Raw genomic sequence first — 14,201 nt, 5'->3', positions numbered from 1 at the left:
TTAACTAATTTCTAGAAGGGTAAACACCATAAATACAAATGATGTAATGCAATCCCAAGTAAGGATTCATCGTATTAATTGGCGTATTTCCTCCGGTGTTGCCTATAGCATTTGGAGCCATAGTAGCATTAGATGCAGCATTAAAGCTTGATCCAGCAATCGGCAGCCCGTTACGCTCGACCGTTACATTATGCGCTGCTATAAATTGCCCTGCAGGATTATTAGTAATACCGGTACTCGTACTCACGTTTAATGGATGAGTATGATTAGGCATGTTGTTGACTGTCAATGTGAGATGCTGAGCACCACTCTTTTCACCCAATAAAACACGCGAAAGCCCAGGTCCTTGACCCTCACCAATAGCTGCTCTTGCTCGCAAATCAGGTAGGGCAAAAGTAGTTCTCCCATCACCACCATAAGTGGTACCTAAAATTGAAAACAGTGCCTGGTTCGTAGAGATAGCCAATAGCTGACCTTGACACAAAGCATAATTCCTTGGCGCAAAATTACCTGCGAATAATTTAATTACTCCGATAAGTTCTTCCATGATAGCTTCTGATTAATTTCTCGATGGAAAAATACCCTCTACACATATTATATAGCGCAATCCTAAATAGGGATTTCTAATTGCCACAGGGATATTTCCTCCCACTGCACCTATTGCCGTTGCTGCCATCTGTGCATTTGGGCTTGCATTAAAACTCGACCCTGCTATCGGCTGTCCATTCCGCTCCACAGTGACGTTATGTTCTGCGATGAAATTGCCCTGAGGGTTATTTGTAATACCTGTGCTTGTACTCACGTTCAAAGGATGTGAATGATTTGGAAGGTTATTCACAGTAAGTGTAACCTGCTCGGTACCTCCATTTTCTCCTTGACTGATGGTGGAAAGTCCCGGCCCTGAACCTACGCCAATAGGAGCTCTTCCGCGTAAATCCGGTAGAGCAAAGGTAGTTGATCCGTTTCCACCGTACTGGGTTCCCAATAAAGAAAACAATGCTGTGTAATTCGAAATAGATAATATTTGCCCTTCGCACGACATGTACCCACGAGGGGCAAAATTTCCGCTAAAAAGCTTAATCGTTGCTAATAATTCGTCCATGAGAAATAAAATTTTTAGTTTAAATAAATAATTAAAATGTAATACCTGCCCCAAAAGGCGTCAATTAAAACCTAGTTAAATCTGCTTTGAGTCATTTTCTGACCTGCACTCACTTCAGTCAAGTCTATGCGCTCACTTTGATCATTTTTCCTGCTTAGCAATACTTGATGTCCCTGACCATTACGGAGTACTAAAAGTCTCTCAAGTTTGACTTTGTCAGAACTCACAAAAAACTGATTTATATTCTTGCTGTTCTCTGCCAAATCCCTAGCTGTGAAATGCGGAAAAACCTGATTTGGACAATCCGTCAAGCAAAAAACCATGTCGCATTTCCTGTTATTTTTGAGATCTAGCGCTATTTCATTCATTTTTTGGATAGTGGTACTGATGGGCTGATTACTATCCACAAACCCTATCCCCATCACTCCTACCTTCAACCCTGAATTATTGATTATTTGATAAGGGCTGACCTTATCAGTGCGCAAACTTTCATCAAAAGTGAGATTAGAATTAATCCATTGCTTTGCTTCAAAATCTGATAAGGAACCATTCATTTGATTTCTACCAAAAAGAGAAGCGACTAGTATAAAGTCGTCTTGAGCACCTTTAAAAACCCCAGACCCACCTTCAGAATACCAAACCTCATCGTTACTGAAGAAAATAGTATTAGCAACTATTAGCCTGGATTGCGCTACTCTATCTTGGAGGCCCTTCCAATGGCTGCTTCCATGCAACAGTCTTACATTAGTATTCCCCGCCCTCCGGTAGAAGCTTGCAAATGCATTGAAATTTGCCATTGAAAACAACCCTGCAAGAAAAGCACCTTTTACTAGAAATGCTCTTCTAGATTTCGTAGGTAATGCCATAAACTAATTGAAAAATTTAAGCTGAAAATAATAGTTATCTACCTCAACCATTCAAAATAGACGCTCCTAAAATAATTATCCTCCAAATTAAAATTTTTATTCCTTTTAACAAGGAAAGGCAATAAAAATAGATGTTCCTACGTACGCGAAGCTATATTTATTCGAAGACAAAAATTTAATTGCTACGCTACTTAATTGCCGTTTAATTTTGGAACGGAAAGCAGAAATAATTCCTTAAACTGCTTCCTCGCCATCCAAATGAACCACACCCCAAATCCCTATGCCTTACCAAGCAGATCAGCATTTTAAAAACAGTGACTTTACTGTAGAAGAATTTCAATTAATTGAATACGAGAATTGCAGCTTTGAACAGTGTAAGTTCTCTGATCTAAACCTTAGGGGTGCCAGTTTTGAAAACTGTACGTTCACAAGATGTGACCTTAGCAATCTGAAAGTGCCAGGTGTACCTTTTAGACAAGTGAGCTTCGAGGAGTGTAAAATGCTAGGGATTCATTTTCACGCAGCAAATCCCTTCCTTCTGGAATTCAGCTTCAATAGTTGTCAAATGGATTACTGCAGTTTTTACAGTCTCAAGATAAAAAAGACACAATTCATAGCCTGCAAATTGACTGAAGTAGATTTTACCCAAGCAGATTTATCAGGAACAGATTTTCAGAATTCCGATCTTGGTGGAGCTACTTTTGACAGGACAGAACTACTCAGGACTGATTTCAGAAATGCGCTTCACTTTTCTATTGATCCAGAGCTAAACAGAATCAAAGGAGCCCGGTTTGATCTGGATGGGTTGCCAGGTTTACTAGGGAAATATGGAATCAGAATTGGTTGATTTCCGGGAAATAAAGTCTAGAATTCTACTTCTTTTTTTTGAAGCTGTACGAATAAGGTGCCTTGTGTGAACCTCCCGAGTAAAGCTTGTCATGGCGCTCCAAAATATCCAGACTCAACATTTTGCGCTGAAAATTAGCTCGATTTTGCGTTTCACCTAGAATAGCATCATACACTTGCTTCAATTCTTTCATGGTAAATCGCTCGGGGAGAAGCTTAAAACTTAATAGCTTTTGATCCAAATTAGCACGAAGGTTTTCAAGTGCTTTTTCCACTATTTCATTATGATCCATCATGAGCTTTGGCAGTTGATCGTAGTCATACCACTCAATAGAATCTGATAATTCATCCGGTTTTGGAACCACATTTTCATAGTTGATCAAAGCATAATAGCCTACAGTGATGAATCGCCCTAATAACCAATGATCTTCGATAAAATGCCCTTGCTCCTCCAATATCGCACGCATCACGGCTGGACTAAAGCGATGCATGGAACCAAACGTATGAAACTGCTCTAGGTAAATCTCATCTAAACCTGTGCGCTCTGAGAGGCCACGCTTCACCGCCTCGTCCAGAGGTTCGTCCACTTTCACAAAACCTCCTGGAAGTGCAAAAGTCCTCATATTATGGTATTCCAAAACCAAAATTTTGAGTTTTTCTCCAGAAAAACCAAAAATAACTGAATCATAAGAAATGTTTGGGAGATATTTTTCTTGTGGCAATGGCATGCGTGAAATTAGGAAATACTAGTTTAAGAAATAGGATTTATAAAAATAAGCAATTACTATTGTTTCACAAAGAAGCATTAAATCAAGCTCATGAAACCTACCTACAAATCTGGCCATATTCTAATCCTATTGCTTCTAATAGGAATTTCCACCACATTGAAAGCCCAAACCGACTATTCATTAGAATTACAAACCAAAATCAAAAATGGAATGATTGCAGGGTTATACGATACCAAAACAGGCATAGAAAAGTATTTTGGAATCCCCTTTGCAAAACCTCCTGTGGGTGAACTTCGCTGGAAAGCACCTCAAATGCTAGACAATTGGGATGGAGTAAAGGAAACAATGAAATTCGGGCCTAGGGCTGTTCAGGCACCAGTTTTTGGTGACATGGATTTCAAGTCTGATGGGATGAGTGAAGATTGCTTGTACCTGAATGTATGGACCCCGGCAGATCGAAACACCAAAGAGTTACCGGTATTGGTTTATTTCTATGGTGGGGGTTTTGTGGCAGGTGATGGCTCGGAGCCACGCTACAATGGTGAGGCTATGGCTCAACAAGGTATTGTGGTAGTGACTGTCAATTATAGATTAAATATTTTTGGTTTCCTTGCACACCCGGGTTTGAGTGCTGAGGCAGCCTATCAAGCCTCTGGGAATTACGGATTGATGGACCAAACGGCTGCTTTAAAATGGGTGAAAGAGAATATTGCAGCTTTCGGTGGTGATCCTACCAAAGTAACCATTGCAGGAGAATCTGCAGGGTCTATCTCAGTCAGTTATCAGATGGCCTCTCCGCTCTCCAAAGATTTAATTGCTGGGGCTATCGGCGAAAGTGGTGCTGGTATCCATCCTACTTTGGCTCCTACACCGCTAGCTGAAGCTGAGAAGCAGGGAGCAGAATTTGCTTCCAATGCCGGTTTTAGCAGCATCAAAGAACTCCGAGCACTTTCTACAAAGGATATTTATGAAATCTATACTGAGTCCAAGCGATTTGGTTTTCCGGTAGTTCTAGACGGTTACTTTCTTCCCAAAACGCTTCCTGAGATTTTCGAGGCTGGAGAGCAAGCAATGGTTCCGTTATTAGCAGGATGGAACTCTGCCGAAATGCCAGGCATGGTATTTATGCAGGGGAAGCCATACACCTCGGAAGCTTTCATCACAAAAGTAAAAGAAACCTATCCAACTGATTATGAGCAAGTATTGCGCTTGCATTCGCATGCTGACGCAAAAGAAGTGGAAAGATCAGCTACCGACTTGGCATCGGATAGATTCATAGCATATTCTACCTGGAAATGGTTGGATCTTCATGCTAAAAATTCCGATCAGCCAGTCTACAGGTATTTATATAGCAAGCTTCGTCCGCCATTAAAAGATGCGAACCTGACAACGGGCCTTGCTGGTGGAGTGGTAGAAGGAGGCCCAAAACAGCCAGAGCCAATTGGCGCACCTCATGCCTGCGAGATAGAATATGCAATGGGAAATCTTCCTTTGGTGGATGTATTTGCCTGGACTGCTGATGACTATAAAGTTTCCAAAACCTTTATGAATTACTTTACCAATTTCATCAAAACCGGTAATCCGAATGGAGATAAACAGCCTGAATGGGATCCAATGAAAGGCATTGATGCTGCCCCACCTGTACTAGTGATTGATACTGAAAGCAAACTTGTCAAAGCTGACGATGATGCCAGATATCATTTTCATGATAACTATTACGGAAATAACAACTAATACCAATCAACCAAATGTGATTAAGGGAGAGTTTTATTGGGCTCTCCTAATTTTTACTCCTGCCTCCCAGCCACCACCATTTTTATAGTATTATAGTCGTATTTTCCTTCAAAATGAATCCGAAGAGCCTGCAAATTCTTGATGTTTTCGATTTGCGAACTGATCTCTGAAATCACCTCCCTAGGTAAACAATCTTCCAGCTCTACTCTGCCCTCCGCGATTCCTTTGGCCAAATGTCCCTTGATCGTAGATTCAGCAAGTCCTCTTCCCACCACAATATCTCCAATGCTTTTTCCCTCATTGATCATTGAGAATGTGATTTCGTAGGTCTCTCCCACTTTCCTTTTTAGGCTTGCTTTGCCAGCCTTTTTTCTACCCGTTTTGTTGCTGGCAAATTTCGGATTGTCTGCCGCTGCCTGCTTCGCGGACTCGGCCAATCGAAGACGGAGATTGATTTTATCCTGCTCCAGATCGTTCATTTTCCCAGGAATCTCCCCATCCAAAATCGAAGCTATAAGACGGCTTACTTTGCTAATATCTCCATATTTCCTAAGCAAGCTAACTTCCAACTCTTCCAGGCTATTCGCATAGGTTTTCGTTCTGGAAAACCGCTCTACTTCCGCACGATGAAGTAATATTTTGGCTAAAGCATTCTTTAAAAAATCCTTGAAATAAATTGATCCCTTTTCCAATCGCTCCATCAATTTCTCTTTGTCATTCTGCTGCAAAAGAAAGCGAAGTTGATTACTGAACTTACCGGCCGTTTCCACCTCATTTCTGATCAAAGTAGCCATTTCCCCTACTGCCTTTTGCATCTCTGGATCTTCAAATTCCATCGAACTATCGTTCTTTCGTTGGAAACTATTTATCTCCTGAAGCAAGCCCTGCAAATCAAAGGTCTCTCCTGATAAGAGCGATAAATAGCGCTGCTGGTAGGCACCTAATAGCTCATCGAGTTTCGAATGTTTGGCACTCTCTACAAAAGTCTGAACCTGAGAATCAGACTGCAAGGCATTGTTTTGGATCCTTGTCCTCAAGACCAAGCCCTCCATACTTCTCAATCGACTCAATGCCACATAAACTTGCCCTGGAGCGAAGGCATTTCCCACATCGATTATAGCCTGATCAAAGGTCAATCCCTGACTTTTATGTACCGTCACCGCCCAGGCAGTTTTGATGGGATATTGGCTAAACGTGCCGATTACTTCTTCCTCCAGCTCCTTGGTATCTGGATTGATGATATACTTTTTATTTTCCCAGATTTCCTTCCTCAACTGATAAACAAATCGCTTTCCTTCAAGCAAAACTCTAATCTGATCATCTTCCAGCTCCTCCACTGTGGCGAGCTTACCATTGAAGTAATCCTGATTTCCTGTTGAATCATTTTTAATAAACATCACCTGTGCCCCCACCCGAAGCTCAAGTGATTTGGGAAGTGGATAGATGTTTTCAGGAAAATCCTTTTCTATATCCGCCTCGTAAAACTTCGACTGCCCTTTCAGCGCCATCAGCCTATCCCGGTTAATCTGATCTGCCTTATAATTGTGAGTCGTGATCGTAATGCAGTCTTTGATTTCTGCGATCTCATCCTGAGTTTTATAGTGTTTATTCAAAAGTGCCACATCCTCGGCCGTGACCCTATTTTCACGTAAATGATTTAACACCTCGATAAAGTCTTCATCCTGCTGTCTGAAAATCTTATCTAGTTCCAAATAAACCAACCCTGAATCCTGTAAAACTCTGGCTTCGAAGAAATGCATGCTGGGGTAAAACTTACTTAGTATCTGCCACTCATTATCGCGGACTATAGGAGGAAGCTGGAATAGATCGCCAATCATCAACACCTGAACTCCTCCAAAAGGGGCACTATAGTTTCGTTTGACACTTCTCAATCTATAATCAATGGCATCCAGCACATCTGCCCGGAGCATGCTGACCTCATCTATCACGAGTAATTCTATAGATTTAAGCACATTTTTTCTAAGTGCATTCAGTGGATGTTTTCTGCTCAGGGTATGCTGCGTAAAGCAACCATATTGATCCGAAAAATTACCCTCAGGCTCTTTGACAGGCAGAAAAAACCCTATAGGAAATAAGAATTGAGAGTGAATAGTAACTCCACCGGCATTAAGCGCAGCAATGCCGGTAGGCGCTACGATCACATGATTTTTGTGGGTTTGTTGAGCGAGGCTTTTCAGAAAAGTGGTTTTGCCAGTTCCTGCCTTTCCTGTCAAAAAAATCGGCGCTCCGGTGTTGTTGACAAACTTAGCGGCCAGCTCAAGTTTATCAGTACTTTGATTTTCCATTTGGCGAAACTACTATTTTTAAAAATGAATAAAATGGAGTCCGAAACCTTATACTTTCTCTTCCAATTTCTAATTTCACTTTTTTAATCGTAATTCTCAAACTAATCCCCATGTATATCCACCCCTTGAATCACTGGAAAGACGATGCTGAAATTAGCTTATTTATCCAAAAGAATGCTTTTGCCACGCTGGTTACCCACATGGACGCTAAACCATGCGCTACCCATTTGCCTTTTGTGCTCGATGAAAATAAGGAGGGCAAAAGGATCCTTTCCGGGCATATCGCCAAAGCAAACCTACAATGGAAAACCCTAACTGATAATCAAGACGTCCTAGTCATTTTCCAAGGTCCTCATGCTTACATTTCCTCCTCTTGGTACACGCATGAAAACGTGCCTACCTGGAATTATCTAGCTGTCCATGTTTATGGAAAAATCAGACTCATCGAGGGAGATGAGCTATTGCATCACTTGAAAAAACTGGTGGACACGTATGAAAGTGGTCGTCCCAATCGGGTAAGCGTGGAGACTATGAGCGAAAATTTTGTAGCAAAGCAAATCAAAGCATTAGTTGGTTTTGAAGTCCTGATAGCTGGAGTACAGGCTAGCAAAAAACTTTCGCAAAATAGAGACGAGGTCAATCACCAAAATATTATTACCAAGCTGGAGCAAAGTTCACTTCCTATGGATAATGAGCTAGCTGAAGAAATGAAAATAGCAAGATCAGATTCTTCTAAATTTTAAAATGGACAACTGCCCTCTCCGAGTGCTCCTAAATATCAACTGTGGTGAAAAGAAAAGCACTAATACCTCCCTAGTTTTTCTTCATATCCAAGTGTGAATATCCTTACCCAAATCGCCCTCTGCAGACACATAAAAATCCTTAAAAAGACAGCTACCCCCCTTAAAAAGCCATTTATAACGGTATGGCATAAGCTTGGTAAGTAAAATCATAGCATGCTGATTTTCACTAAACCCACTTAACTATGAATACCCGATATCACTTCCCCATCTGTAGCTCAATGACCGCAAAGTGTACTGTGAAAACATTAAGAGATGAGTCTGTAGGAACTATTAAGGACATTATGCTTGACACGGAGACTGGAGATGTAGCCTATGTGATACTATCAGTTGACACAGGGTTTTTGAATCTAGGAAGTAAGCTGCTTGCTCTTCCTTGGGAAGCATTTGATTTTCATGGTCACCGACGTGATGTAATCATCGTGAATGTCGAAAAGGAAAAGCTAGAAAATGCTCCAGGATTTGATGAGGACAATTGGCCAGTAGGACCTCAATACGATTTCATCAACAGTGTACATACATACTATGGATTTAGCAGAAGAAGAGCGCTAATTGAATAGGCGTGGTGCTCAGAACCTGTGTTAGGCTCTCCATGTTAGGGGAGCCTTTTTTTATCACAAACAAAACCCGTAAATGCTTTTTCCAAAAATAGCTTTCTGGCTATTACCGTCGCTTACCCTGATCCGTTGGATCCTGTTCCTTCATCAGCAGCTGCATGAGATCACCGGGGATTATTTCCAGCATTCCTTCTCTCAAGGAGGCCCAAATGAGATTGAATGTACCCCGATAGATGTTTCGTTGGGTTTGAAACTGGGCTGTTTTATAGTTCCTGTTTTCTGGCAGATTATTACTTGAAGTTAGAATATTGGCTAGGGTGGACATCAGTTTTTTCTTTTGGGCTTCCTCATCTCTGAGTTCCAATTTGAGATCTCTGTAATGGAATTTCATGAAATTTGAAGAGGAATAGCGCGTAGCATCCATGGTGATTTCCAGCTTCTCCATCGTACCGGAATTAATATTCACAGACACCAAATCCCCAAGAATCCCATTCAGGGATGGTAAACTAAAAGGAGCTACTTTGGCTTCCAAATGAAATTTTTCCTCCGTACCTGCATTACCATAAGGCACAGTCACATCCATACTTATAGGTGCAAAGCCATTCAAAACGGCTTCGCTATGGATTGACATTGCGCCTGACTGCAGCGAATCCAGAGAAACAGCATGTGTGATCAACGCAGAAAGCTGCTCAAATTCCAAATTTCCCGGATCAGATTTTCCATCGGAAATTTCTGAATAGGTAATTTTGGAATTTAAAATCTTGATCGTATCCAGCTGAATAGGAAAGGGGATTTGCTCCACCATTCCTTCAAACATAGGCTTTTCAGGCTCCTCGGGACGTGGCTTGTTTTTATTGCGTACGTCATGCAAATGCAGGCTGTCAAGGGTCATCAACCCAGCAACAATAGCCCAATTTCCATAAATATTGCTCTGGGCATTGATCTGCTCGATACGTAAATGCTTCAGCTCAATTTCTATGAAATCCTTCTGTACATCGGCTCTTTTAGATGCTTCAATAGATGAATCTTTATACTTCAACTGGAGATCAAAGAAATCAAATGCCTGCTGCTTAGAGTCATAGTTTAATGAGCCAAGTGTGAATGTTTGGTCAGAATTAATATTGATTTGTAGATTTTTCAAACTCGTTTTTAAACTTTCCAGCTTGAATGGAATCGCATAATTCAATTGTACAGAATCAGTTTCCAGGTTAATAGCTGAGATGTGAAACTCCTCAAAGCTTCCAAACTTTCTTGCGGAATCGAGTTGAGTATAAAATTCTCCAGAGCCGTTATTTAGCACAAAATTGTGAATTACGCCTCTTGATATTAAATCACCGAATAGCCCCTGAAAAGCTTTAGAAATATCAGCTGGTTGCTTGGAAATGGAGTCATTTCTGATCAATATGAATTTGGGATTATCCAATCTCAATTCTTCTACTTCAGCTACTTTTCCAAAAATAAAGCCGAACATATTTACACCACCAAGTCTCACCGATTTCATGGAGCCTGTGATGGTTGTAGCCATCCCTTCTTTTAAGGGATTAAGGGATATTTTCTGTAATTCAATACTTCCGCTGAAGAGCTTTACATCGACATCCTGAAATAGAATATCGTAGGCTCGATCCACATTCGCATTCACTCTTTCAGGAAGAGTTTTCACAAGCCATTTTTCAAGCAAAAATATGGAACCAATGCTCAGGAGAATAAGTATTCCAAGAACCAAGAGGATTTTTTTCAAGCTATTATTTTTAAAACTTAAAGGTCAAAGGTGGATCAAATGAGTGAGCTGAAAATAGGTTGTTGTCAAAAATATACAAATAAATCACAAGTACACCGTTTCTTCTATTCACTCCACAAGAAATCCCAATGATAGCATGAATCAACCTTAAAAATAAAAAGAGACTAGCCTACCTCCATATTGATCCTCGCGAACCTTTAAAATCATTAACTTCCAATCTGATTCAATAGTTTTACTTCGTCACCACGCAATTTTATTTTAGAAGTAGTAAAAAGTACCAAAGAGGTAATCGATCCAACATGAAAATATCATCTTTAGTAATTATCACTTTTTTACTCTGCTCATCCTGGAGTGTGTTTGCTCAAGAAAAGCATCCGGAATTTAAGATTTTGACTTATAACATATACCATGGCGAACACCCGGACACAATTTGTAAACCAAACTTAGAAGAAATCGCAAATCTGATTATTCTGTTACAGCCTGAAGTAGTAGCTCTCCAGGAAATGGATAGTATGACTACTCGCCTGGAATCTGTATATGGACAAAAGATAAATTGGATAGCGGAGCTTGGTAAAAAAACTGGGTATAGAAGCTACTTTGCCAAAGCTATGGATTACGCAGAAGGTGGATATGGTGAAGGAGTCTTGGTAAAAAAGGCCTTAAATTACAATACCCAAGCACTTCCCAATCCTGCAGGAGGCGAGCCTCGTGCTGCTGCCTGGGCAAAGATAGAACTGAAAAACAGGCAAGAACTATACTTTGGAGCGACACATCTTTGTCATGAATCCCCAGAAAATCGACTTGCACAAGTAGCCGCGATTACTCATTACGCCGATTCACTTCCAAAACCCACATTTTGGGTAGGAGATTTGAATTTTGATCCTACTACGGAAGAATATAAAAGCATAAGCTCCAAATGGCGCGATGCTGGACTTGTGGCTGAAGACGATTCACCTACCTTTGTTTCTGAAGAAGGAAAACGAATAGATTACGTATGGTATGACTCAGAGCGTTTTGAGCTTGTGGATTACCAGGTAATTAATGTGCCCTTTTCTGATCATTACCCAGTGTTGGTCACACTCCGATTAACAAACCCCTAAAAGATTATGAAATCGAGCATGACTCTAGCGTCACACACTGGGATGATTATCTACCATGCGAGATTCCATTCCGTTTCCTTCGTCACGGGACAGGTTATGACCTTTGAAAAACAAATTATAATCATATGAAAAAGACAGTTTTAATTGGAATCTTTTGCCTAGCAGGTTTAGGTTTTGCATTCAACTATGCAAATGAAGAAGCAAAAAAACCTAAGTGGCAAACGCTATTCAACGGTAAAGACATAGATGATTGGTCTATTAAAATCCGTACGCACGACTTGAACGATAATTTTGCAAATACATTCCGCGTAGAAGATGGCCTGATGAAAGTTCGCTATGATGGCTACGATCAGTTCGACCAACAATACGGTCATATTTTCTTCAATAAGCCATTTTCCAACTACCTGCTTCAAGTAGAATATAGATTTGTGGGTGAGCAGGCAAATGGTGGAGAAGGCTGGGCAACGAGAAACTCAGGTGCAATGCTTCATTCCCAAGATCCTCAAACTATGCTGAAAGATCAGGATTTCCCGATTTCGATTGAGGCTCAGTTCCTAGGCGGAAATGGGAAAGATAAAAGAAGCACTTGCAACCTCTGTACTCCAGGTACCAACGTAGTCATGGAGGACAAACTTATCACTTCACATTGTGTAAATTCCACTTCTGAAACCTATCATGGTGATCAGTGGGTAACAACCAATTTCATTGTTTTGGGAAATGGAGATGTACATCATCTTATTGGGCAGGACACCGTATTGAGCTACACTGAGTCACAAATCGGTGGAGGAAATGTAAATCCAGTGGATCCGAAAGTGAAAGTAGATGGGCAGATGTTAACTGGAGGATGGATTTCCTTACAAAGTGAAAGTCATCCGATCGATTTTCGAACTGTTCGCTTAATTGATCTTACTGAATACCTGGGTGATCAGAAGAAATTGGATCAAGTGGTAAAAGAAGGTTTAGCTTCCAAAGCAGCACATTCCAAGTAATAATTCTCCTTAATAAGAGAAAAGCCCGCTGATCTTAAATTGATCAGCGGGCTTTCTTATGATTTATATCGGTAATACAATAGCACAAATTGCAACTTGCTACTTGTTGGAATTTACTTTGGAGTAATTTAAAATGGCTGCCTGACTACTGCTATCTTTATCGGGTATTACTTACCACTTACATTTAAAGTAATTATTGGTTATGCATTTGAGCATTGTGACAAACATTAATATAAATGAACTACCCCACTCTTTTCTCCACAATATAAATGGGTCTGTTTTTCACTCCTTCAAAGGTTTTGCCGACGTAGAGTCCGACCATGCCAAGTGTAACCAGCAAGAAGCCGGTAAGCATCCAGAGTGAAATGATCAAGCTAGCGTAGCCTGCCACAATAATATCTCCGGACAAATACTTAAACAAGGTGTATATGGCAAACAGGAAACCTGTGAGTGCTACCAACAGACCAAGCTTCACGGTGAGTCGAATGGGCTTATCGCTATATGCCAGCATGATATCCAGGGCAAGATTGAATAGGCGCTTGAAATTGTAATTGCTACTTCCCTCTTCCCGTTCTGCATGGACTACATCCAGGGTAGTTTGGCGGAAACCCACCCACTTCACCATGGTAGGGAAATAGCGGATACTCTCTCGCATGCCGACGATTTCATTGATGACTTTACGATGGTAGATACCAAAATTGGCTATGCTCTCGTCCTGCTTGGATCCGGTAAGCCAAGCGAGGGTTCGATAGAAAAGTTTGGAAGAAAGTCTTTTGAAAAAACCATCTTGTCTATTTGTTCTACGTGCCAAAACCACGTCAAAGCCTTCCTGAGTCTTTGCAAGCAAGTTGGGAATCTCCTCGGGCCTATCCTGCAGATCACAATCCATCACTATTACCCAGTCTCCTTTTGCCGCGTCCAATCCTGCGGTGATGGCGTAGTGCTGTCCAAAATTCCGTGAAAGTTTGATTCCCTTGATTTCAGGATGGATGGCTGCTAGTTCTTCGATTTTATTCCAGGAATTATCAGGGCTGTAATCATCGATAAATACAATTTCAAAGTCTTGCACAGGCACTGCAGCCTTGATTCTGTCGGTGAGTTCGTCCAGTGTGTTTTCTGCGCGGAATACGGGGGAGATGATGGAGAGCAAAGAAAATTTAAAATGAAGGAAATTTAAAATATTCAGCCACGGCAGGTTTATTTTTAGTCGGAGGCAAGTGTTGGTTTTACTCCCTTGACTGACCGGATCTTATTTTTAAATATCCAGTCAGGAAGTATAGTAACAATTATAGCGAAACAGATACAATAATATTTCTATAGGCCAATTCGTGACTTACTCCCCACTCACTTTAATGGGCCGGAAATGATTCAAACTACATCCGCGAATATTCTCTCCATCCTCCGTCCCGATTGCATATAATAGTAAGTCTGATCG

General features: G+C 40.9%; 14 protein-coding genes. 7 read left to right on the top strand and 7 right to left on the bottom strand.

The window, feature by feature from the left end; all coding sequences use genetic code 11:
- Positions 1–4: 4 nt before the first annotated feature.
- From U3A58_RS05460 to U3A58_RS05450, 3 genes are all read right to left on the bottom strand, one after another.
- Complete coding sequence (locus U3A58_RS05460) at positions 5–547, bottom strand: phage tail protein (protein WP_323822389.1); 543 nt, start codon at positions 545–547, stop codon at positions 5–7.
- Between the two features lie 12 nt (positions 548–559).
- Positions 560–1,102, bottom strand: a complete 543-nt coding sequence (locus tag U3A58_RS05455; protein ID WP_323822388.1) for a phage tail protein — start codon at positions 1,100–1,102, stop codon at positions 560–562.
- Between the two features lie 71 nt (positions 1,103–1,173).
- On the bottom strand, positions 1,174–1,968 hold the full coding sequence (locus U3A58_RS05450; protein ID WP_323822387.1) for a metallophosphoesterase family protein: 795 nt from the start codon (positions 1,966–1,968) through the stop codon (positions 1,174–1,176).
- A gap of 280 nt (positions 1,969–2,248) precedes the next feature.
- Between U3A58_RS05450 and U3A58_RS05445 the strand changes: the two genes are divergently transcribed.
- Positions 2,249–2,815: a pentapeptide repeat-containing protein gene (locus U3A58_RS05445; RefSeq protein ID WP_323822386.1), complete on the top strand. Its 567-nt coding sequence runs from the start codon at positions 2,249–2,251 to the stop codon at positions 2,813–2,815.
- 25 nt (positions 2,816–2,840) lie between these two features.
- Here the strand turns inward: U3A58_RS05445 and U3A58_RS05440 are convergent, their stop codons facing one another.
- The gene (locus U3A58_RS05440) at positions 2,841–3,542 is read right to left on the bottom strand and encodes an NUDIX hydrolase (RefSeq protein ID WP_323822385.1); all 702 of its coding nucleotides are present in this window, start codon (positions 3,540–3,542) and stop codon (positions 2,841–2,843) included.
- Between the two features lie 90 nt (positions 3,543–3,632).
- Between U3A58_RS05440 and U3A58_RS05435 the strand changes: the two genes are divergently transcribed.
- Positions 3,633–5,276, top strand: coding sequence for a carboxylesterase/lipase family protein (locus tag U3A58_RS05435; protein WP_323822384.1), 1,644 nt, complete (start codon positions 3,633–3,635; stop codon positions 5,274–5,276).
- A gap of 53 nt (positions 5,277–5,329) precedes the next feature.
- Here the strand turns inward: U3A58_RS05435 and U3A58_RS05430 are convergent, their stop codons facing one another.
- Positions 5,330–7,582: a helix-turn-helix domain-containing protein gene (locus U3A58_RS05430; RefSeq protein WP_323822383.1), complete on the bottom strand. Its 2,253-nt coding sequence runs from the start codon at positions 7,580–7,582 to the stop codon at positions 5,330–5,332.
- 110 nt (positions 7,583–7,692) lie between these two features.
- Between U3A58_RS05430 and U3A58_RS05425 the strand changes: the two genes are divergently transcribed.
- Entirely contained in the window at positions 7,693–8,325 is a 633-nt protein-coding gene (locus U3A58_RS05425) for an FMN-binding negative transcriptional regulator (protein ID WP_323822382.1), read from the top strand.
- A gap of 242 nt (positions 8,326–8,567) precedes the next feature.
- On the top strand, positions 8,568–8,942 hold the full coding sequence (locus tag U3A58_RS05420) for a PRC-barrel domain-containing protein (protein WP_323822381.1): 375 nt from the start codon (positions 8,568–8,570) through the stop codon (positions 8,940–8,942).
- Positions 8,943–9,045: 103 nt separating this feature from the next.
- On the opposite strand, the gene U3A58_RS05415 is transcribed toward U3A58_RS05420, so the two are convergent.
- A complete protein-coding gene (locus U3A58_RS05415; RefSeq protein WP_323822380.1) occupies positions 9,046–10,677 on the bottom strand; it encodes a hypothetical protein in 1,632 nt (543 codons plus the stop codon).
- A gap of 299 nt (positions 10,678–10,976) precedes the next feature.
- Between U3A58_RS05415 and U3A58_RS05410 the strand changes: the two genes are divergently transcribed.
- From U3A58_RS05410 to U3A58_RS05400, 3 genes are read left to right on the top strand one after another with little or no spacing between them, the layout of a single operon-like run.
- Positions 10,977–11,777, top strand: coding sequence for an endonuclease/exonuclease/phosphatase family protein (locus tag U3A58_RS05410; RefSeq protein ID WP_323822379.1), 801 nt, complete (start codon positions 10,977–10,979; stop codon positions 11,775–11,777).
- Positions 11,778–11,783: 6 nt separating this feature from the next.
- The gene (locus U3A58_RS05405; protein WP_323822378.1) at positions 11,784–11,906 is read left to right on the top strand and encodes a hypothetical protein; all 123 of its coding nucleotides are present in this window, start codon (positions 11,784–11,786) and stop codon (positions 11,904–11,906) included.
- Positions 11,903–12,766 carry a 3-keto-disaccharide hydrolase gene (locus U3A58_RS05400; RefSeq protein ID WP_323822377.1) on the top strand — a complete coding sequence of 288 codons (864 nt, stop codon included), beginning with the start codon at positions 11,903–11,905 and terminating at the stop codon, positions 12,764–12,766. The genes U3A58_RS05405 and U3A58_RS05400 overlap by 4 nt, the downstream gene beginning before the upstream one ends.
- Before the next feature lie 241 nt (positions 12,767–13,007).
- Here U3A58_RS05400 and U3A58_RS05395 read toward each other — a convergent pair whose 3' ends face one another.
- The gene (locus U3A58_RS05395; RefSeq protein ID WP_323822376.1) at positions 13,008–13,916 is read right to left on the bottom strand and encodes a glycosyltransferase family 2 protein; all 909 of its coding nucleotides are present in this window, start codon (positions 13,914–13,916) and stop codon (positions 13,008–13,010) included.
- Between the last annotated feature and the right edge of the window lie 285 nt (positions 13,917–14,201).

The organism is Algoriphagus persicinus (assembly GCF_035156415.1).
Classification (GTDB): domain Bacteria; phylum Bacteroidota; class Bacteroidia; order Cytophagales; family Cyclobacteriaceae; genus Algoriphagus; species Algoriphagus persicinus.
The sequence above is the reverse complement of the archived record's forward strand: the minus strand, read 5'-3'. Positions and strand labels throughout refer to the sequence as shown.